The sequence below is a fragment of the Bradyrhizobium sp. Rc2d genome (assembly GCF_900099855.1).
Taxonomy (GTDB): domain Bacteria; phylum Pseudomonadota; class Alphaproteobacteria; order Rhizobiales; family Xanthobacteraceae; genus Bradyrhizobium.
The window spans coordinates 26,712-47,346 of the sequence record NZ_FNCU01000042.1; the positions used below are offsets into that span (position 1 = coordinate 26,712).

Annotated in this window: 14 protein-coding genes and 1 pseudogene; 3 read left to right on the forward strand and 12 right to left on the reverse strand. The window is 64.7% G+C overall.

Annotation, left to right across the window (positions count from 1 at the left end; translation table 11 throughout):
* Positions 1-540: 540 nt before the first annotated feature.
* Positions 541-1,575 (forward strand): cysteine synthase A, encoded by a 1,035-nt coding sequence (locus tag BLV07_RS34640; RefSeq protein WP_091894834.1) that lies wholly within the window; start codon positions 541-543, stop codon positions 1,573-1,575.
* Positions 1,576-1,636: 61 nt separating this feature from the next.
* Here BLV07_RS34640 and BLV07_RS34645 read toward each other — a convergent pair whose 3' ends face one another.
* The 6 genes and pseudogenes from BLV07_RS34645 to BLV07_RS34670 all read right to left on the reverse strand — a co-directional run bounded on the left by BLV07_RS34645 (position 1,637) and on the right by BLV07_RS34670 (position 10,835).
* Complete coding sequence (locus BLV07_RS34645) at positions 1,637-3,880, reverse strand: O-linked N-acetylglucosamine transferase, SPINDLY family protein (RefSeq protein ID WP_176945950.1); 2,244 nt, start codon at positions 3,878-3,880, stop codon at positions 1,637-1,639.
* 101 nt (positions 3,881-3,981) lie between these two features.
* Positions 3,982-6,222 (reverse strand): annotated as a pseudogene (locus BLV07_RS34650) (O-linked N-acetylglucosamine transferase, SPINDLY family protein).
* Between the two features lie 99 nt (positions 6,223-6,321).
* Positions 6,322-7,059, reverse strand: coding sequence for an amino acid ABC transporter ATP-binding protein (locus BLV07_RS34655; protein ID WP_091894905.1), 738 nt, complete (start codon positions 7,057-7,059; stop codon positions 6,322-6,324).
* Between the two features lie 11 nt (positions 7,060-7,070).
* The gene (locus tag BLV07_RS34660; RefSeq protein ID WP_091894907.1) at positions 7,071-8,591 is read right to left on the reverse strand and encodes an amino acid ABC transporter permease; all 1,521 of its coding nucleotides are present in this window, start codon (positions 8,589-8,591) and stop codon (positions 7,071-7,073) included.
* Positions 8,588-9,793 (reverse strand): amino acid ABC transporter permease, encoded by a 1,206-nt coding sequence (locus BLV07_RS34665; RefSeq protein ID WP_091894836.1) that lies wholly within the window; start codon positions 9,791-9,793, stop codon positions 8,588-8,590. The genes BLV07_RS34660 and BLV07_RS34665 overlap by 4 nt, the downstream gene beginning before the upstream one ends.
* 25 nt (positions 9,794-9,818) lie before the next feature.
* Positions 9,819-10,835, reverse strand: a complete 1,017-nt coding sequence (locus tag BLV07_RS34670) for an amino acid ABC transporter substrate-binding protein (protein ID WP_091894838.1) — start codon at positions 10,833-10,835, stop codon at positions 9,819-9,821.
* Positions 10,836-11,233: 398 nt separating this feature from the next.
* Here BLV07_RS34670 and metC point away from each other — a divergent pair, with 398 nt between their 5' ends.
* Together metC and BLV07_RS34680 are read left to right on the forward strand one after the other, a co-directional pair.
* Entirely contained in the window at positions 11,234-12,418 is a 1,185-nt protein-coding gene (gene metC, locus BLV07_RS34675) for a cystathionine beta-lyase (RefSeq protein WP_091894840.1), read from the forward strand.
* A gap of 175 nt (positions 12,419-12,593) precedes the next feature.
* The gene (locus BLV07_RS34680; RefSeq protein ID WP_091894842.1) at positions 12,594-14,285 is read left to right on the forward strand and encodes a Na/Pi cotransporter family protein; all 1,692 of its coding nucleotides are present in this window, start codon (positions 12,594-12,596) and stop codon (positions 14,283-14,285) included.
* On the opposite strand, the gene BLV07_RS34685 is transcribed toward BLV07_RS34680, so the two are convergent.
* The 6 genes from BLV07_RS34685 to pbpC form a co-directional block, all read right to left on the reverse strand.
* On the reverse strand, positions 14,256-14,669 hold the full coding sequence (locus BLV07_RS34685) for a DUF3592 domain-containing protein (protein ID WP_176945951.1): 414 nt from the start codon (positions 14,667-14,669) through the stop codon (positions 14,256-14,258). The genes BLV07_RS34680 and BLV07_RS34685 overlap by 30 nt on opposite strands.
* A 70-nt stretch (positions 14,670-14,739) precedes the next feature.
* Positions 14,740-15,078: a lipid-A-disaccharide synthase N-terminal domain-containing protein gene (locus BLV07_RS34690; RefSeq protein ID WP_091894846.1), complete on the reverse strand. Its 339-nt coding sequence runs from the start codon at positions 15,076-15,078 to the stop codon at positions 14,740-14,742.
* Positions 15,075-15,812, reverse strand: a complete 738-nt coding sequence (locus tag BLV07_RS34695; RefSeq protein ID WP_091894848.1) for a glycosyltransferase family 2 protein — start codon at positions 15,810-15,812, stop codon at positions 15,075-15,077. Before BLV07_RS34695 ends, BLV07_RS34690 begins: the two co-directional genes overlap by 4 nt.
* A 64-nt stretch (positions 15,813-15,876) precedes the next feature.
* Positions 15,877-16,722 (reverse strand): phosphatase PAP2 family protein, encoded by an 846-nt coding sequence (locus tag BLV07_RS34700; protein ID WP_091894850.1) that lies wholly within the window; start codon positions 16,720-16,722, stop codon positions 15,877-15,879.
* Position 16,723: 1 nt separating this feature from the next.
* Positions 16,724-18,466, reverse strand: a complete 1,743-nt coding sequence (locus BLV07_RS34705) for an ArnT family glycosyltransferase (protein ID WP_091894852.1) — start codon at positions 18,464-18,466, stop codon at positions 16,724-16,726.
* Between the two features lie 50 nt (positions 18,467-18,516).
* Positions 18,517-20,625, reverse strand: coding sequence for a penicillin-binding protein 1C (pbpC, locus tag BLV07_RS34710; RefSeq protein ID WP_091894854.1), 2,109 nt, complete (start codon positions 20,623-20,625; stop codon positions 18,517-18,519).
* Between the last annotated feature and the right edge of the window lie 10 nt (positions 20,626-20,635).

Genomic DNA, 20,635 nt, shown 5'->3' on the forward strand with positions numbered 1-20,635 from the left:
CAAATGCGAGATGTCCTTGTCTCGCAGTGGCTTCTTGCATTCCAGTGCCGTCCTGTCACGCGCTCAAGCTTACTAAGATTTCATGTGATATTGCCGCAACACCGGTGCGGCTCGATCCTTATCGGACTGCTCAACAGCACCCACGCGATTTCAGCTCCGTCTCGAGGTCGGGCGACTCTCACGAGATCGTCAATTGCCGAAAGCAAATGCGCCTCGCTCACGCAGATATGCTTTCAAGCTTCCGGACGCCTTCCACCCATCTCGGCATCGAGACATGCCGCCGAAGGCGAAGATTGTCGCGAGGACCGCCCACGACGATCGTTATCTTCCGTGCTCCGACGAAGATCGCCCATATTCTCCTACCGATATCCCGCCTCGCGGCCCAGCACATCATCGCCGGGTCTGTGCTCTCAAAAATATCCCTGCTGCGGCGGGGGCTTCGACCGGTTTCGCCGCAGCGCAAAAGCCTTCCCCTTTTGTCTTGCAAGCACTAGGTTCTGGCCAAGCTGATCAACCCCTTTGCCAGTGATTTCCCCCGATATGACCATCAAGAATGACGTTGTCGAAGCCATCGGCAACACCCCGCTCATCAAGCTCAAGCGCGCCTCGGAATTGACCGGCTGCACCATCCTGGGCAAGGCCGAGTTCATGAATCCCGGCCAGTCGGTGAAGGACCGGGCCGGCAAATGGATGATCCTGGAGGCCGAGAAGCGCGGCGAGCTGAAGCCCGGCGGGCTCGTGGTGGAGGCGACGGCCGGCAATACCGGCATCGGGCTTGCGGTCGTTGCGAGCGCGCGCGGCTATCGCACCCTGATCGTGATCCCTGAGACGCAGAGCCAGGAGAAGAAGGATTTCTTGAAGCTGTGCGGCGCCGAGCTGATCGAGGTGCCGGCCCTGCCCTATGCCAACCCCAACAGCTACCAGCATGTCGGCCGGCGCCTCGCCGACGAGCTGCGCAAGACCGAACCCAATGGCGTGCTCTTCGCCGACCAGTGGAACAATCTCGACAACGCCAAGGCGCATTACGAATCCACCGGACTCGAGATCTGGGAGCAGACCGGCGGCAAGGTCGACGGCTTCGTCTGCTCGGTCGGCAGCGGCGGCACGCTAGCCGGCGTCAGCCGCTATCTCAAAGAGAAGAACAAGAACATCCGCATCGCCTGCGCCGATCCGCACGGCGCCGGCATGTACGAATATTTCAGGACCGGCGATCCCAAGGCGACGCCGGGCGGCTCGATCACCGAGGGCATCGGCCTCAACCGCGCGACCGCGATCGTCGAGACGGCCAAGGTCGATGACGCCTATCTCATTCCCGACGCCGAAGCCGTCAGCGCGATCTACGAGCTGCTCCAGCACGAAGGCCTGTGCCTCGGCGGCTCGACCGGCATCAATATCGTCGGCGCGATACGCCTTGCGAAGCAGCTCGGGCCTGGCAAGACGATCGTCACCGTGCTCTGTGACTCCGGCAGCCGCTATCAGTCGAAGCTGTTCAACGCGGACTTCATGCGCGCCAAGAACCTTCCCGTGCCCGAGTGGCTGGAGAAGCGCAGCAACATCAAGCCGCCATTCGTCTGACTGCCGTAGGCTTCCTCACATCCGGAAAGCGCGCGCCCAACGGGCCTGCGCTGCCGGCTGTTTACGCGACCTCGCCGCCTCTAGAGGCCGAGGCACAATAGTCGCGCCAAAACTGGCGATAGCCCGCCTCGACCCTGCGCGTATAGATCTCGACATTGCCGGCCGGCGAGGCTGCGATCCGAGCCGGCAACTCCGCGCGCAACTTCGCCAGCTGCGCGGGCTGCGCCGCATATTTGCACGCGATTGCGGCGTAGCCCTCGTCGTCCTCGGCGACCCAGTCGTCGAGCCCGACGGCCGCCACGATGGCGCCACCGGCGCGCGACGAGGCGCCGTTGCCGAGCTTGGCGACGACCGGAACGCCCGCATAGAGGGATTCCCAGGTGCTGACGCCGCCATTTTGCGGGAACGTATCGAGGGAGATGTCGACCTGCGCGAACGCCAACAGGTGGTCGTGGCGTGGGGTCGAGCCCATGCAGATGACGTTCTCTTCGGCGATACCCTGCGCCACGAACCGCGCGATCAGATTGTCGCGCAGCAAGGAATCATCGAGCAAAGTATGCTTGATGATGATCTTCGATCCGGTCGCCTCGCGCATCACTTTCGCCCATACGCGGATTGCCTGGTCCGAGATCTTGTAGATGCGGTTGAACACGCCGAAGGTGACATGGCCGTTGCGGAGCATGGGAAGCTCCGAAGGCGGCACATCCAGGATGGGATCGGTCGTGATCAGGCACGGCAGATCGTGAACCTTTTCGGCGAGCAGATGGCGCGCCGATTGCGGAATGAAGACCGGATCGGCGAGCACGTAGTCCATGGTCTGAAGGCCCGTACCGGTCGCGTGGCCGAAGCCCGTGACCTGGATGGGAGCCGGCTTGCGGGCGAATACGGGCAGCCTGTTGCCGGTCGAATGCCCGGACACGTCGATCAGGATATCGACATTGTCGGCTTGGATACGATCGGCCAGCTCGTCGTCCGTAAGCTGCCAGGCGTCCACCCAGACGTCCGCCAACGACTTGAATTCGGCAGTCATCTCGTCTCGCAACGGCGAGCACGAATAGCAGACGATTTCGAATTTCGCGTGATCATGATGGCGCAGCACCGGCAGCAGGCCGAACGCCGCCGAATGGTACCAGAACTCGGCAGCGACATAACCGATCACGATCCGCCTGTCAGGATCGAGTTGCCGGGGTGAGAGCTTCCGTTGCGGCAACCTGGCGCCGATCGCGTCCCACCAATATTTTCGCGCGGCCTGCTGGACCGCGAAATCGGCGTCGGAAAGAAAGTCCAGAAAGTGGATCTTCCGCGCGATCAAGTCCGCATGGTCCGGTGCGATTGCCAGCGCGGCGTCGAGATGCTCGATCGCGGATGCGATCTCTCCCTGGTTTGCAAAACAGGCGCTCAGCAGCGTCATCGCGATCGCGGAGCGCGGATTTTCCTCGAGCAAGGTCTTGACGGCCGTAATCGCCTGCGCCGTGTTGCCCATGGCAAGCGCGACCTGGGCCTTTCCCTGCAAGGCCACCTCGAGCCTGGGCGAAAGCGCCAGCGCTGCATCAAAATCCGCTGCCGCCCGCTCCGAGCGCGACAGCTCAAGATGGAGCCGTCCGCGGTGTGCCAGAGCCTTCGCCGAATTGGGCCTGATCATCAGCGCCGCGCCGAGCGCAGCTTCTGCCTCATCGTAGTGCTTGAGCTCGATACTGACCACGCCTTTGCCGACGAGCGCTTCCACGTGCCGCGGCTGAAACACCAGCGCGCGCTCGAAACTTTGCTTGGCGCGGTCGAACTGGCGCAGCGTCAGCTCCGCCAAGCCACGATTGCAAAGCGCATCGGCATGGTCCGGCTTCAGCCGAATGGCGCGGTCGTACGCTTCGATGGCCTGTTCGGGCAGGTTCAGGTGGAGCAAGGTATTACCGAGGCTGGTCAGGGCCTGCGGAAAATTCGGCTTCAGCGCGATCGCCCTCTCCTGACATGCGCGGGCGGCCTCAAATTGCCCGAGACCGGAGTGTACGGTCGCGAGATTGTTATAGGCCTCATGCGAACGCGGCTCGAGCGCGATCGCGCGCGCGAGCAGCTGTTGCGCCTCCCCCAGGCGGCCGCCTTGATGCGCGCACAGGCCGAGCAGGTGCGTGGCGTCGAAATGATCGGGAACGGCTTGCAGGACCTGACGGCACAGCGCCTCGGTCTCCGCATATCGTCCCTGGCCATGAGCACTTGCCGCGGCAGAGATGATGGCGTCCGCCTGCTTCTTCAATTTCTTCTGCAATCGCGCGTTCTGGAACGCGCGCGCGCCGGCGCCGCTGCTCTGCAAGGTGTCTCTCCGGAGGATGGCCCGGAGCGAGTCTAGCTGATTCGCCGCCGGCGCCGTCCCGTCAGCTGGACCAGTAACGCCCCGGGGCGCAACCGACCTGCTTATGCCAGCTCGCCGCCTTCCGAGGCAGCGGCACAATAATCGCGCCAGAACTGGCGGTAACCGGCCTCGAGCTCACGCGTGTAGATCTCGACATTGCCGGCGGGCGAGGCCGCAATCTGAGCCGGCAACTGCGCGCGCAACTTCGCGAGATGATCGGGCTGCGTCGCAAATTTGCGCGCGATCTCGATATAGCCCTCGTCATCCTCGGCGACTCAGTCGCCGAGACCGACGGCGGCCACGATGGAGGCGCCGGCACGCGAGGATGCTCCGTTGCCGAGCTTGGCCACCACCGGAACACCCTTGTAGAGCGATTCCCAGGTGCTGATGCCGCCATTTTGCGGGAACGTATCGAGGGAAATATCGACCTTGGCAAAAGCCGCCAGGTGGTCGTTGCGCGAGGTAGTGCCCAGGCAGGTGATGTTCTCCTCGGCAACGCCCTGCGCCACGAAGCGCGCGACCAGGCTATCGCGCAGCAATTGGTCATCGAGCAAACCATGCTTGAGGATGATCTTCGATCCCGGCAGCTCTCGCATCAAGCGCGACCACACCCGGATCGCATCGTCCGATATCTTGTAGATGCGGTTGAACACGCCGAAGGTGACGTAGCCGTTGCGGAGCATCGGCAGCTCGGAAGGCGCCAGATCCGAGACGGGCTCCATCGTGATCAGGCACGGCAGATCGTGGATCTTTTCGGCAAACAAATGCCGAACCGATGGCGGAATGAAAATGGGATCCGCGAGCACATAGTCCATGGTCTGCATGCCGGTGCCCGTCGCGTGTCCGAAGCCGGTGGCCTGGATCGGGGCCGGCTTCCGCGCGAAGACCTGCAGCCTGTTACCGGTCGTGTGGCCCGAAACGTCGATGAGGATGTCGACATTGTCGGCCTGAATGCGATCGGCTAGTTCGTCGTCCGATAGCTGCCAGGCGTCGACCCAGACGTCCGCCATTTGCTTGAACTTGGCGGTGTACTCGTCCTCTCCCGGCCAAGAGTAGTAGCAGATGATTTCAAATCTGGCGTGATCATGATGGCGCAGCACCGGCAGCAAAGTGAGGCCCGCCGAGTGTTGCCGGAATTCGGCAGCGACATAGCCGACCACGATCCGCTTTTCCGGATTAAGCGGCCGCTTCGGCAGCTCCCTTCGCGGCAGCTTGGAGCCGATCAAGTCCCACCAGTCTCGTCGGACCGCCTGCTGGACCACGAAATCGGCCTCGGCACGGTAGTCCTGCAAGAAGATCTTGCCCCTGATGGCATCGCCATAGTCCGGTCGGATCGCCAGCGCACGATCGAGATATTCGATCGCGGCGTCCATGTCCCCCTGGTTCGAATAAGCGAAGCCCATCAGCGCCAGCCCCATCTCGGAGCGCGGATTTCGCTCGATCAAGGTCGTCGCGGCCGCCATCGCCTGCGCGGTCTTTCCCATGACGAGGCAGGCCTGCGCCTTGCCCCGGAGCGCCAGTTCGAGCTTGGGCGAAATTGCAAGCGCCGCCTCGAAATCCGCAAGCGCGGGCTCCAGGCGCTGCAGCTCGTAACTGAGGCGCCCGCGTTGGGCCAGGATCCTCGGCGCGCCGGGCTTGATCGCGAGCGCCATGGCAAACTTGGCTGCCGCCTCCTCGTGGTGCCGCAGCTCCATGCTGACCATGCCGCTGCCGACGATGGCCTCGGCGTGACGCGGCTGAAACAGCAGGGCGCGATCGAAACTTTCCTTGGCGCGAGTGACCTGTCCAAGCAAGATCTCGACCATGCCGCGATTGCAGAACGCATCGGCATAATCCGGCTTCAACTTGATGGCGCGTTCGTGCAGCTCGAGCGCCTGTCCGTACTGCCCCAAATGCATCAGCGTATTGCCGAGGTTGGTCAGCGCCACCACGAAATTCGGCTTCAGCGCGATAGCCTTCTCCTGGCACCGCCGCGCCTCTTCGTAATTGCCGAGGTCGAAATGCACGGTGGCGAGATTGTTATGGGCATCGTGCAGGCGCGGATCGAGCTCGATCACGCGCTCAAGCAATTGTTGCGCCTCCTCCAGGCGCCGGCCGTCATGCGCGCACATGCCGAACAGGTGCATGGCGTCGACATGATCCGGAATTGCTTTCAGGATCTCACGGCAGAGCGCCTCGGTTTCGGCAAATCTGCCCTGGCCATACGCGGTGGCCGCGGCGGAGAGGATGGCATCCGCCTGCTTCATCAATTTCTTCTGCAATCGCGCGTTCTGGAATGCGCGCGCGCCGCCGCTGCCCTGCAAGGTGTCTCTCCGGAGGATTGCCCGGAAAGAGTCTAACTGATTCGCGGCCGAGGCCGGCCGATCAGCTGGAGCGGGGATGCCCCCGGGATTTCCCGGGGCTCAGCGCAGGATCTGGCTCAGGAAAAGCTTGGTGCGGGCGTGCTGCGGGGCGGCGAAGAATTCTTTCGGCGTGTTGGCCTCGATGATCTGGCCGGCGTCCATGAACACGACGCGGTTGGCGACCTCGCGGGCAAAGCCCATCTCGTGGGTGACGACCAGCATGGTCATACCCTCCTCGGCGAGATCGACCATGGTGTCGAGCACCTCCTTGACCATTTCGGGGTCGAGCGCCGAGGTCGGCTCGTCGAACAGCATCACCTTCGGGTTCATGGTCAGCGCACGGGCGATCGCGACGCGCTGCTGCTGGCCGCCGGACATCTGGCCGGGAAACTTGTTGGCCTGGTGCGGGATCTTGACCCGCTCCAGGAATTTCATGGCGGCCTCCTCGGCATCCTTCTTGGGGATGTTGCGCACCCAGATCGGCGCCAGCGTGCAATTATCGAGGACCGTGAGATGCGGGAACAGATTGAAGCTCTGAAACACCATGCCGACTTCGCGTCGCACCGCATCGATATGCTTGAGGTTCGGACCGAGCTCGATGCCGTCGACGACGATCTCGCCCTCCTGGAATTCCTCGAGCGCGTTGATGCAGCGGATTAGCGTCGACTTGCCCGAGCCCGAGGGCCCGCAGATCACGATGCGCTCGCCCTTGTGAACCTCGAGGTCGATGTCGCGCAGGACGTGAAAGTCGCCGTACCATTTGTTGAGGCCGGAAATCTTGACGATGGGGTCGGACATGGTGAGCTCCATCAGTTGCGGCGGTGAGCGTTGAGGCGGTGCTCGACGAACAGCGAGTAGCGCGACATTCCAAAGCAGAAGATGAAATAGATGACGCCGGCAAAGGCAAAGCCGGTGAACGCGGTCGACGGCGTCGACCATTTCGGATCCGAGAACGAGGCGCGCAGCGAGCCGAGGAGATCGAACAGCGCCACGATCGAGACCAGCGAGGTGTCCTTGAACAGCGAGATGAAGCTGTTGACGAGGTTCGGAATGACGTGGCGCAGCGCCTGCGGCAGCACGATCAGCGAGGTCGTCTTCCACCAGGATAGCCCCAGGGCCGCGGCCGCCTCGCCCTGCCCGCGCGGAATCGCGGCCAAGCCGCCGCGGACGTTCTCGGCCTGATAGGCGCCCGTGAACAGCGCAATCCCGATCAGGGCGCGCACGAGCCCGTCGACGGTGAAATTCCCGGGCAGGAACAAAGGCAGCATATAAGTTGCGAAGAACAGCACGGTGATCAGCGGCACGCCGCGCCAGAACTCGATGAAGGCGATCGAGAAGATCCGGATCAGCGGAATGGTGGAACGGCGGCCGAGCGCCAGCGCGACACCGATCGGCAGCGAGGTGACGATGCCGGTGACGGAGACCACCAGCGTCACCAGAAGGCCACCCCAGAGATTGGTTGCGACAACCGGCAATCCCCCGCGGTCGAGGCCCATCAGCTTGATGACCATCGCGATGCCGATGAAGGCGGCGATGCTGGATGCCAGAGCCCGCCCGCCGGTGCGAACGCCGCCGCCAAGAACGAAGGCGATCAGGCAGACAATCGCGGCCGTGATGGCAAAATCGGCCCAGACCGGCTGCCCCGTCTCCTGAATCTGATCACGCAGCCAGGTGAACGGAAAGATCAGCCAGGAGATCGCCGTGCCGACCAGTACGATGAGGCTTCCGACGCCCCACAGCAGCGGTGCGATGGCGGACGTCTTGCTGAGATTGAGCAGCGCCTGCCCGGCGCCGATGAGGCTCTCGTCGAACAGTTGCAGCAGGCCGGCCGTCCAGCTCAGGCCCAATCCCTTGAGGCCGCCGCCGTGCAACAGGAAGAATGCCACCACCGGAAGGGCGATGAAGAACAGGCTGGCATTCAGCCCCTTCGCGGGCAGCCTGGGAATGAGCATCGGCGCCAGCAGGACCACCGCCAAGACGAACGTGAGATTGACCCGCCAGCGCTCGGCCTCGGGATAGAAGCCATAGATCAGTTGCGGCAGCTTGGCCTGGATGTAGGGCCAGCAGGCGCCGACCGCAAAACCAGCGTTCTCGGCAAGGCAGGCCGTGCGATCCTTGCCGGTCCAGACCGCATCGACCATCAGGAACTTGACCGAGGGAACGATGGTGAACCAGAGCAGCAAGGCGCCCACGATCGTGAGCAGGATGTTGGTCGGCGAGTTGAACAGGCGGGTGCGCAGCACGCCGATGAAGCCCGTGGTCTTGACCGGCGCGGGACGCTCGGCGACCAGGTCCCGACGAACGAAGGCGGACGTCGCAATATCGCTCATGCGCCGAGGCTCCGGCTGACGCGCCAACCGTAGACGCTCATGATCGCGCTGGTGACGAGGGAGATCAGGAGGTAGACGCCCATCGTCATGGCGATGATCTCGATCGCCTGGCCGGTCTGGCTCAGCGAGGTGCCGGCGAATACCGACACCAGGTCAGGATAGCCGATCGCGACCGCCAGCGAGGAATTTTTCGTGAGGTTGAGGTATTGGTTGGTCAGCGGCGGCACGATGACGCGCATGGCCTGCGGCACGACGATCAGACGGAGCGTGGCGCCGCGGCTCAGGCCCAGCGAGGACCCCGCCTCCATCTGCCCCTTGTGGACGGACAGGATGCCGGCGCGCACGATCTCGGCGATGAAGGCGGCGGTATAGGTCGATAGCGCCAAGGTCAGCGCCACGAACTCCGGGATGATGCGCGAGCCGCCGGCGAAATTGAACCCTTTGAGCTGCGGCAACTCGACGGTGAAAGGTAAACCGAACACCAAGATGGTGGCGAGCGGCAGCCCGAACAATAGACCCAGCACGTAGGGCCAGATCCGGATCATCCGCCCTTCCTGAAACAGCGCGCGCCGCGCATAGATGCGCAAGGCCAGCGCCGCGACGATGCCGAGCGCCAGCATCGCCAGGAACGGCTCGAGACCGCTCTCGCCGATCGGGCTGGGAACCACGAGGCCGCGATTGCTGAGGAAGGCAATGCCGAGCAGCGAAATGCTTTGCCGCGGATTGGGCAACGCCGCCAGCACCGCGAGGTACCAGAACAGGATCTGGAATAGCAGCGGCAGGTTGCGGATGATCTCGACATAGATCTCGCCGACGCGCGACAAGAGCCAGTTCGGCGACAGCCGGCACAGCGCGACGATGAAGCCGATCACGGTGGCGAAGACGATGCCGACCACCGAGACCACGAGCGTGTTCAGGAGCCCGACCACGAACACGCGCAGGAACGTGTCCGAGCCGGTGTAGGGAATCAGGGTCTGATTGACGTCGAAGCCGGCATTGTTGCGGAGGAAGCCGAAGCCGGCGGCGATGTGCTGGTTTTCGAGGTTGGCGCGGGCGTTGGAGACGATCTCATAGCCGATCCAGCCCAGGATCGCCGCGAAGGCAAACTGGACGGCAATGCCGTTCCAGCCTGCCTTGCCGCCCAGCACGCGCCTGATCTTCAGCGCGATCTGGGGCGGCGGTTTACGGGCCTCGGTGCTCATCGCCGCGAGCTGCGGATCAGGGTGATCAGCGGATCGGCGGCGCGTACTGGAGACCGCCCTTGTTCCAGAGATTGTTGAGCCCGCGATTGATGGCCAGCGGCGAGCCCGAGCCGACGTTGCGGTCGAACACCTCGCCGTAATTGCCGACCGCCTTCACGATCCGCACCACCCAGTCCTTGGTCAGGCCGAGCTGTTCGCCGAAATTACCGTCGCTGCCGAGCACTCGCTTCAGCTCCGGGCTTTCCAGCTTCGCCTTCTCGTCGACGTTCTTCGAGGTCACGCCGAGCTCTTCAGCCGTGATCATCGCAAACAGCGTCCATTTCACGATGTCGAACCACTGGTCGTCGCCGTGGCGCACCATCGGCCCGAGCGGCTCCTTCGAGATGATTTCGGGGAGCACCATATGGTCATTGGGATTGGCGAGCTTGAGGCGGTTGGCGTACAGGCCCGACTGGTCGGTGGTGAAGACGTCGCAGCGGCCGGCTTCATAGGCCTTGACCGTTTCGTCATTGGTGCCGAACGCGATCACCTCGTACTTCATGTTGTTGGCCTTGAAGTAGTCGGCGAGATTTTGCTCGGTGGTGGTGCCGGTCTGCACGCAGACCGATGCGCTGTTGAGCTCGAGCGCCGAATTTACCTTGAGGGACTTCTTCACCATGAAGCCCTGCCCGTCATAATAGGTCACGCCGGTGAAGTTGGCGCCGAGCGAGGTGTCGCGCGAGATGGTCCAGGTGGTGTTGCGCGAGAGCACGTCGATCTCGCCGGATTGCAGGGCCGTGAAGCGGTCCTTGGCGGACAGCGGCACGTACTTGACCTTGGTCGGATCGTTGAAGATCGCCCCGGCGATGGCGCGGCAGACGTCGACGTCGAGCCCGGTCCAGTTGCCCTTGTCGTCGGGCGATGAGAAGCCCGGCAGGCCCTGGCTGACGCCGCAGGACAGCATGCCCCGGTCCTTGACGGTCTTGAGCGTTTGCGCATCGGCGGCCTGCGCGGTGAGGCCGGCGGCGAGAGCCAGAGTGAGAGCCAGGGTTACGCGTTTCATGGGCTTTGGGCCTTTCAAAATCGTCTCAAGGTCGGGAACGTTGTCTTTGGGGTCATCTCTGCCAGGGCTAATCGTACCAAGACTAGCCTTGCAAGACTCATGCTGGCAAACACTAGCCGAACACCCGCCGCTCCCGGGAGGCCATACCTTCATCCCCACCGAAAGGCGCCCGCCGTTATGGCTGTGGCGCAAAAGTCCGGTCAGGCGATGGATCGAAGGTCGCGGCAGGCCCCTCAACATGCGGCGACTGAATAGCACCTGCGCATCACAGAACGACTGGCGTGCCGGGTCAAGGGGTTGACGGGACTCTTCTGTGTTCTGTTATTAACGACTGCGGCCTTTCGGCCAGCCCGCGGGCGCGACGCGCCCGCTGCAAACGCGGTTTTGAAAGCAGACGCATGGATTCCTCGCACCCCTCCCAGCAGCAGGCCGAGACCCGGCTGGTCACCTCCGGCCGCGACACCAAGGCGCAGAAGGGGTTCGTCAATCCGCCGGTATTTCACGGCTCGACCGTGCTCTATCCGACCGCCGAGGACCTGCACGCCCATCGCGGCGAGTTCACGTATGGCCGCCACGGTTCCCCCACCACGAAGGCCTTCCAGGAGACGCTGATGGCGCTGGAGGGGCCGCAATGCGCCGGCGTCGGCATCGTGCCGTCGGGACTGTCGGCGATCTCGACCACCCTGCTCTCGGTGCTGAAGGCCGGCGACCATCTCCTGGTCTGCGACAACGTCTATCGGCCCTCGCGCAATTTCTGCAACGGCATGCTCACCCGCTATGGCATCGAGACCACCTATTTCGATCCGCTGATCGGCGCCGGCATCGACAAGCTGTTCAAGCCCAACACCCGTGCCGTCCTGGTGGAGGCGCCAGGCTCGCAGTCGTTCGAGATGCCCGACATCCGCGCCATCGCCGAGGTCGCCCATGGTCGCGGCGCGCTCGTCATCGACGACAACACCTGGGCGACGCCGCTCTACCACCGCTCGCTCGAACAGGGCGTCGACATCAGCATGCAGGCGGCCACCAAATATATCGGTGGCCATTCCGACATCATGTTCGGCACCATCTCGGCCAACGCCAAGGCTTGGCCGATGGTCGCCGAAGGCATCCGCCTGCTCGGCGTCTGCGCCGGCCCCGACGACGTCTTCCTGGCGCTGCGCGGTCTGCGCACCCTGTCGGTGCGGCTGGCGCAGCATCATCGTTCGGGGCTCGACATGGCGCGCTGGCTCGCTGCCAGACCGGAGGTTGCGCGCGTGCTGCATCCGGCACTGGAAACCGATCCCGGCCATGCGATCTGGAAGCGTGACTTCACCGGCGCCTCCGGATTGTTCAGCATCGTGCTGAAGCCGGCGCCGCAGAAGGCGGTCGACACCATGCTCGACACGCTCAAGCTGTTCGGCATGGGCTTCTCCTGGGGCGGCTTCGAGAGCCTCGTGATTCCCTTCGATTGCGACAGCTACCGCACCGCGACCAAATGGGCGCCGGGCGGCCCGACTCTGCGCCTGCACATCGGGCTCGAGAGCGTCGACGACCTCAAGGCCGATCTCGACCGCGGCTTCGCTGCTCTCAAGGCGGCAATGTGAGCCTGCTCACAGGGCATCGTGCGCGAGGATGCGGCATCGCGCCGGCGGACGCGCAATCGCGCGCCGCGGGAACGTGCACGCGCGGTAAACGTTAACGGCGACGCGCCAACAAATGATTTGATCCGCTGCCGTTTGGCGCTAGCCTCACCAATCGACTCCAATCCGGACACGGAGCATGGGAACGTTGGTTCTGCTTGATCTCATGGGCGGCGTTGCGCTGTTGTTGTGGGGCCTGCACATGGTCCACAGCGGGATCTTGCGCGCCTTCGGTCCCGACCTGCGGCGCCTGCTCAGCAAGGCGCTGAGCAACCGCGTCAGCGCCTTCGCCGCCGGCCTCGGGCTCACCGCCCTGCTCCAGAGCAGCACGGCGACCGCCCTGATCACCAGCTCGTTCGCCGCCGAGGGCCTCGTCAGCCTCGCCGCCGCGCTCGCCATCATGCTCGGGGCCAATGTCGGCACGACGCTGATCGTCCAGGTGCTGTCGTTCAACATCGCAGCCGTTGCGCCGGTACTGTTCGTGCTCGGCCTCGTCGCCTTCCGCTCCGGTCCGCGATCGCGGATCAAGGACATCGGCCGCGTCTGCATTGGCCTCGGCCTGATGCTGCTCTCGCTGCACATCCTGCTCGACACGCTGGCGCCGGCGGAGAACGCGCCCGGCGTCCGCGTCGTGATGTCGGCCATAACAGGCGATCCCATTCTGTGCATCGTCATCGCGGCTCTCATCACCTGGGCGGTGCATTCGAGCGTCGCCAGCGTCCTGCTGATCATGTCGCTGGCCTATTCGCAGTTCGTGACGCCTTATGCTGCCCTCGCACTGGTGCTCGGGGCCAATCTCGGCAGCGCCATCAATCCCGTGTTCGAGGGCGCCAGGCGCGACGATCCCGCGAGCTACCGCCTGCCGGTCGGCAATTTCGTCAACCGCGTGATCGGGATTGCCCTGGTCCTGCCCTTCCTGGGCGTGATCGCCGAGCACATGCACGCCTGGCAGCCCGATCTCGCCCGGATGACAGCCGCCTTCCACATCGCCTTCAACGTCGGCACCGCCGTCCTCTTCATCGGCCTGCTCGATATCATGTCGCGCCTGTTGACCCGGCTGCTGCCCGATCGCGTCAAGGAGGCGGATCCGGCCCGCCCGCGCTATCTCGACGAGACCGCGCTGGAGACGCCGTCACTGGCGCTCGCCGACGCCGCCCGCGAAACCTTGCGCATGGGCGACCTCGTCGAGGTCATGCTGCGCAAGGTGATGGCCGCGATGATGACCGGCGACCGCGCGCTGGTCGACCAGGTCTCGAAAACGGACAATCTCGTCGACGGTCTCGACGAGGCCATCAAGCTCTACGTGACGAAACTCATGCGGGGCAGCCTCGATGAGAGCGAAGGACGGCGCGCGATGGAGATCATCTCCTTCGCCATCAACCTCGAGCATATCGGCGATATCATCGACAAGAGCCTGAGCGAGCTCGCCACCAAGAAGATCAAACGGCGCTTCCAGTTCTCGGCCGAGGGGGCCGACGAGCTCGCCGCTTTCCACAAGCGCACGATGGATTCGCTGCGCATCGCCTTCGGCGTCTTCATGTCGGGTGACGCCAATGAGGCGCGCAAGCTGCTGGTGGAGAAGACGGCGCTGCGCAATACCGAGCTTGCCGCCGTCGAGCGACATCTGGATCGGCTGCGCGAGGGCCGCCCCGAGACCATCGAGACCACGTCGCTGCATCTGGACGTGCTGCGCGATCTGCGCCGCATCCACTCGCATATCTGCTCGGTCGCCTACCCCGTGCTGGACGCGGCCGGCGAACCCTATCGCCGGCACGAGGCCGATCAAGCCGCCCTGGCCGCGTCAGGCGCGGCGTCGGCGTTGCCGCGCTAATCCAGCGCGAACGAGAACCGCGCCTCCCAAAAGCAGCAGGCCGGCGACGCACAGCAGGGTCGGACTGATCCATAGCGTCAGGAACGATACGAGCTGCGCCTCTTCCGGCCGCCGGGGGTCGTAGGCAATCTTGCCCCGCTCGCCGTCGGAATAGGGCTGATCGGTCGATCCTGACGAGGAGGTGAACGTCATCGAGCGGCCGTCGGCCGTCTGGAATCGGAACGTCGGATAGAGGAATGTTCCTCCGTAATTTCCGCCGCGTCGCGCGACCGCCCCCACAAAACGCACGTCCGTCTGCTCGGCCCGCGCGAGGAATGCGATCGTGCTGCCGAGTTCGCGAACGCCGAGCGAGAGCAGCAGCAGGCCGGCCCCAACGACTGACACGAACAGAACAGTCGATAATTTGCGCATGCCGATCGGGGAGTTGGAGGGCCCGGGGCGCTGAGCTCCCCGGTCAGCGGTCCAGCGTCTTCGAGGCGCTGCCGCGGTTCTTCACGATCAGCATGATGTTGCGGATATAGATGATGGTCGCGAGCGCCTGTCCGAGGATGATGACCGGCTCGCGCTTGACGACGCCGTAGACCAGCGTCATCAGCCCGCCGCCCATGGAGCAGAACCAGAACGCCATCGGCACCACGCTGTTGCCGGCGCGTTCGCTCGCGATCCACTGCACCAGAAAGCGCGCGGTGAAGAACAATTGCGCGACGAGGCCGAAGGCGAGCCAGAAATCGAACTTGGCGACGAAGACGTCGTAGAGATAGTTGCTCAGCGCCTGACCGTATTGGATGATCATGCGTTCACCTCGGTCACATCTGGCGTCGTCTTCTTGCGGCGGATCAGCCACCACACGCCGGCGAGATCCATGATGCCGATCCATAGCCGGTCGAAGAAGCCATAATTCGACACGCCGGAACGGCGCGGCCGGTCGATCACGTCGACATAGGCAATGTCGTAGCCTTCGCGGCGGACCAGCGCCGGCAGGAAGCGATGCAGCCCGTCGAAATAGGGCAGCATCAGGAACACGTCGCGCCGGAACGCCTTCAGGCCGCAGCCGGTGTCGCGCGTGCCATCCTTCAGGATCGCGTTGCGAACGCCGTTCGCCACGCGCGACTGAAACTTCTTGAAGCCGGTATCCTTGCGCCCGATCCGCTGGCCGGCGGCGAGTCCGACGCGCCCTGCTCCCTTCTCGACCGCCGCGATCAGGTCCGGCAGGAATGCCGGATTGTTCTGTCCGTCGCCGTCGAGCGTGGCAACGATCACCCCGCGCGCCGCACGCACACCACTGCGCACGGCTGCCGATTGGCCGCCCGATCTCGCATGGCGGAGCTGACGCAGATTGCCCCGCTGCTTCATGATGCCGGCAAGCCGCTCGCCGGTCGCATCCGTCGAGCCGTCGTTGACGTAAATGATCTCATAGGCCCAGCGGCCATCGAGCGCCGCCGTGATCTCCTCGATCAAGGGCGCGATGTTGTCGGCTTCGTTGCGCACGGGAACGACGATGGAAACCGATGGCTGGGACGTCGACAAATCAAGGCTCGTGGTTGGAATTGGCCTGCCTCTAAGGAACCGGCATCCCGGCAGGCAGCCGCTTTTATGGGGCGGATGCCCCGTGGGCAACCCTTTTGAGACGGCTCGATACCGCTCCGGGAAGAGGCACGATCGTGCCGTCGGCGCGGATGGCAAAGCCCAGCCTTCGAGCCGCGAACCAATAGCGGACGGTCAAGGCGCCGACCGTGCCGACCATGGCGCCGGCCACGACGTCGCTGGGGTGATGCGCGAGCAGCACCAAGCGCGTCAAGAGGATCACGATTGCGTAAGTGAACATGAACACGCGCAGGCGCGGCCACAATGCTGACACTGCAAACGCCAAGGCGAACGCTGCCACTGCATGGCCCGACGGCAGGCTGGCGTAGGCCCCCGTCCCCTCGAACGGGATGAAGTTGAACGGATTGGCCTGTCCGCCGACGAACGGACGTCCGCGTCCGATGAGATATTTCAGGATCTCGGCGACCAACGCTGATACGGCAACCGACAGAAACATGAATTGCAGCCGCGTGCCGAGGCCAAGCAGCAGCGCGCGGCGTGTCCCGTGCAGCCCTGCCGCAACGAATGCCAGAGCCACGAGCGCAGCCCCCAGCACCGACAGCACATACTCGTCCTTGCCGAAATCGGTGAGGATGCGGATTGGCCACAGGCTTGGCGTGCCCCGCGCCGGCATCAGCTGGATCTCGGTCAGATCGAACGCGACCATCAGCACGATGACCAGGGCTGCGCCCGCTGCACTGATCCAGAGCGAATGCCGCGCCAGCCTCCGTGCGGCCTCGGCGCGGCGCGAATGCGAGGGCGTGCGCACGAGTTGCGCCAGCGCATGCCAGGACACGGCGAGCAATTGCGCGGGATAGCCTGCGCGCGGCCCAATGTCGTTCGGGGCCCGCATCCTATTCGGTGCCTTCCGAGCGGAAGATCGAGATCGCGATCGCGCGCCCTTGCGAGAAATTATAGCCCTCGATGCGCGTACCGACCTTGTAGCGCAGCCCGATCGCCTCGGCGCGCTGCACGAAGCTACGCTCGGAGCGTTGCTCGATCAGCGCGAAGCGACAGCTGCCCTGCCGCAAGAAGTCGGCCGCGCCCGAGCCGTCGGTGAGCAGCGTCTGCGTGCCCGTCAGGAAGACGAGGCTCGGTTCGTGATAGCCGGCAGCAGCCGCCTTCGGTCCGACGCAGGTGACGTTGCGAAGCGCGCGCGCGATCTCAATGCTCGGAAACAGCGGGGTCAGCGACGGCAGCACGATGCCGTAGACTGTCACCGCCAGCATCAGCGCGGCGACCAGCGCGTTCAGCAGCGAGCGCTCGGCGCGATTGTTGTCGTAGAGCCACCAGGCGAACAGGCCGAAGATCAGCGATGCCGCGATGAACGGCCAGGCCACGAAGGCCGGCTGGCGCGTCAGCATCACCGCGCCGACCACGGCGATGATCGAGGCGGCCGCGGGGATCGCGAACCACCAGGCCGAGCCGCGCATCAGCCAGGACCGCGACAGTACACGCCGCTCCACCGCCCCCGCGGTGAGGATCGCGATCGCGGGGTACAGCGGTAGCACATAGTGCGGCAGCTTGGTCAGCACGGCCTCGAACACGATCCACGACGGGACCAGCCAGGCCAGCAGGAACTGTGCGCCGGGCTCGCGTCGCGCCCGCCACACCGCGGGCGCCGCCATCGCCGCGAGCGGCGCGCCGGGCCAGAAGGTGATCCAGAACAGCGCGAGGTACAGACCGGGCGGCGCGCCGTGGGATTCCTGGGCGCCGATCTTGCTCAGCATGTCGCCGCCGACGGAATCGGCGAAGAAGGCATCGCCCGCGCGCCAGAAGATCGCGACGAACCAGGGCAGCACCAGCACCAGCATCCACATCAGGCCCCACACCGGGCGCAGCCGCCACAGCCAGGAGGCGTCGCGGTCCTGGATCGCGAGCGCCACGATGGTCAGGCCGGCAAACATCAGGATCAGCGGACCCTTGATCAGGATGCCGACGGCAAGCGCGCTCCAGAAGATCGCCGGCCAGCTCCAGGGCGGATGGGTCTCATCTTCCGCTCGCTGCCAGGACAGATAGGCCCGCGCCATCGCGCCCATCGCGGCGACCACGCAGAACAGCAGCATCGCATCGGTCTTGGCGAGACGCGCCTCGACACCGAGCAGCACCGAGGCGCACATCATCAGCGCCGCCAGCACCGCGGCGCGCCGCGTGACGAAACCAAGCGCGGCCCAATAGGTCATGAGCACGGCACCGATCGCTCCCAACAGCGATGGCAGCCGGTAGACCCAGATGCGCAATTCGGCCTTCGGCAGCTTGAGCGCCGCAGCGGTTTCGACCGCGGCCGATTGCAGCCAGTAGATGCCGACCGGCTTCTTGTAGCGGACATCCTCCTGGAAGCGGATGTCGACATAGTCGCCGCTCTCGACCATCTGCTTGGTGGCCTGGGCAAAGCGCGCTTCGTCGCGGTCGATCGGCGGGATGGTGAAGAAGCCCGGCAGGAATAGCAGCAGCGCGCACAGCACCAGGAAGCCGACCGCACGGGCGTGGCTGGCCGTGACGATGTCGAGCATGCGCACGAGCCCGCTGCCTGGATTGACGGGCGATTTCGGCTCGCGGGGGGCTCCAAAACGGGGAGTTGGGTAGGTCTCGGCCATTGGTTCCGCTTACGCTGAAACCGCCATCGCCACAACCGCTTAAGCCGGGCTCATTGAATTCGAATGACAACTGTGTCCGCCGCGCCCGTGGCATCGATCACGGTGAGCCGCGCAAAGCCCGGGCCGGGCGGATCGATCAGCCGCTGGCGACGGCCGTCGATCTCGCCGAGTGCGGTTCCATTAACCATGACGGTCATGGGCAGAACGCCGCCGGCGACTTTGACCGGCATGGCTGCGCTCTCCCGACCACCCGATCGATCGACGTCGATCCGCGAGCCGTTGAGCGGAAACTGAATGTGCAGCGCCTGTTCGCCGCCGGTGCGCACCAGTTCCCCCACTGGACGGAACCGCTTTAGCGGCAGCGGCAGCTTGCTGTTGCTGGCCACCAAGGTTCCTCTCGGCGGCTTCGGCATTGGAGCCAGAGTCTTGCCGGTCCGGGCGAAGGCGTCGAACAGGATCGGTGCGGCAGCGACGCGCCCGATCAGGCCGGGAACCGGCGCACCGTCGGGCCGGCCGACCCAGACGCCGATGGTCATGCGACCGTCGAAGCCCACCGACCAGGCATCGCGATAGCCGTAGGAGGTGCCGGTCTTGAAGGCGATACGGTTATGGGCGGCATTCTCCGGGGGCGGCGTGCCCAAGAGCACGTTGCCGACCTGCCAGGCCGCAACCTGATCCAGCAGCCGCAACGGCTCACGGTCATCCCTGTCAACGATGATCTCGCGCAGCGGCTTGGTGGTGCCGAGCCGGGCGAAACCCGTATAGAGCTGGACGAGGTCCTGGAGCGTGACGCCGACGCCGCCGAGACCCATGGCGAGCCCCGGCGCCTCGTCCTTGGGCAACACGAGATTGCCGCCAGCCTGCCGCAACCGGGAGGCCAGCCGGCTGGAGCCGACGCGATCGAGCAGCACGATGGCGGGCACGTTCAGCGACAATTGCAGCGCCTTCCTCACCGGCACCGTACCCTGGAACGTCATGTCGAAATTTTCCGGCGCGTAGGAGCCGAAGCGGACCGGCCGGTCGTCGATCAGGCTCTCCGGATGGACGAAGCCATCCTCGAAGGCGAGCCCGTAGATGAAGGGTTTCAGCGTCGAGCCCGGCGAGCGGATGGCGCGGGTCATGTCGACCTGCCCTGCCCGGCTCTCGTCGAAATAATCGGCCGAGCCGACGCGGGCGAGCACGTCGCCGCTCTCATTGTCGACCACGATGATGCCGACCGAGATATTGGGCCCGAGCGCAATGGCACGATCACGCGCCAGCGGCTCCAGCACCTTCTGCAAGTTCGCATCCAGCGTCAGCTTGATGACCGGCGTGTCCTTCACGATCGAAAGCGCGGTGTCGGAGGCATGGGGCGCCAGGATCGGCATCGGCTTGCGCAGCTTCGGAATGGCAACGGCCTTGGCCTGCTTCGCATCTTCAGCGCTGACCTGATGCTCGGAGACCATGCGGTCGAGCACGCGGTCGCGCGCGATGCGGGCTGCCTCGGGATGGCGATCAAGCCGGCGCGTCTCCGGCGATTGCGGCAGAGCCACCAGCAGCGCGGCCTCTGCCAATGACAGCCGCTTCGGCTCCTTGCCGAGATAGGCGATCGAGGCGGCCCGGATGCCTTCGAGATTGCCGCCGTAAGGGGCGAGCGCGAGATAGAGATCGAGGATCTGCTCCTTGCTCAAGCTTCGCTCGATCTCGATGGCCCGCACCATCTGCCGCAGCTTGGCATAAAGCGAACGCTGTCGCCGCGGCTCCATCAGCCGCGCAAGCTGCATGCTGATGGTCGAGCCGCCCGACACGATGTGGCCGCGCGTTGCAAGCTGCAATGCGGCCCGGCCCAACGCCAGCGGGTCGATGCCGTCATGGGCGTAGAAGCTCTGGTCCTCATAGGCGAGCAGCAGTTTTAGATAGGTCGGATCGACGTTCGTCTTGGCATCGACCGGCAGCCGCCACCGCCCATCCGCCATGGCATAGGCGCGCAGCAGCTTGCCATTGCGGTCGACGATGGTGGTGGAGACCTGCCGCGCCTCGTCGAGCGGCAAAGGACCGAGGGAATAGACCCAGGCGACGAACCCGACGATGGTGAGGATGAAGGCAAAGGCGACGGCCGACAGGGCACGCATGACGCCGCCTCGCCCTGCTCTACCGCCGCCCTTGCTGACTTCGTTCATCCCATTCTCA

Excerpts from the sequence above, each read along its gene's own strand:
- BLV07_RS34640 (WP_091894834.1), top strand. The coding sequence starts at position 541 with ATGACCATCAAGAATGACGTTGTCGAAGCCATCGGCAACACCCCGCTC.
- BLV07_RS34655 (WP_091894905.1), bottom strand. The coding sequence starts at position 7,059 with ATGTCCGACCCCATCGTCAAGATTTCCGGCCTCAACAAATGGTACGGC.
- BLV07_RS34660 (WP_091894907.1), bottom strand. The coding sequence starts at position 8,591 with ATGAGCGATATTGCGACGTCCGCCTTCGTTCGTCGGGACCTGGTCGCC.
- BLV07_RS34665 (WP_091894836.1), bottom strand. The coding sequence starts at position 9,793 with ATGAGCACCGAGGCCCGTAAACCGCCGCCCCAGATCGCGCTGAAGATC.
- BLV07_RS34670 (WP_091894838.1), bottom strand. The coding sequence starts at position 10,835 with ATGAAACGCGTAACCCTGGCTCTCACTCTGGCTCTCGCCGCCGGCCTC.
- metC (WP_091894840.1), top strand. The coding sequence starts at position 11,234 with ATGGATTCCTCGCACCCCTCCCAGCAGCAGGCCGAGACCCGGCTGGTC.
- BLV07_RS34680 (WP_091894842.1), top strand. The coding sequence starts at position 12,594 with ATGGGAACGTTGGTTCTGCTTGATCTCATGGGCGGCGTTGCGCTGTTG.
- BLV07_RS34690 (WP_091894846.1), bottom strand. The coding sequence starts at position 15,078 with ATGATCATCCAATACGGTCAGGCGCTGAGCAACTATCTCTACGACGTC.
- BLV07_RS34700 (WP_091894850.1), bottom strand. The coding sequence starts at position 16,722 with ATGCGGGCCCCGAACGACATTGGGCCGCGCGCAGGCTATCCCGCGCAA.
- BLV07_RS34705 (WP_091894852.1), bottom strand. The coding sequence starts at position 18,466 with ATGGCCGAGACCTACCCAACTCCCCGTTTTGGAGCCCCCCGCGAGCCG.
- pbpC (WP_091894854.1), bottom strand. The coding sequence starts at position 20,625 with ATGAACGAAGTCAGCAAGGGCGGCGGTAGAGCAGGGCGAGGCGGCGTC.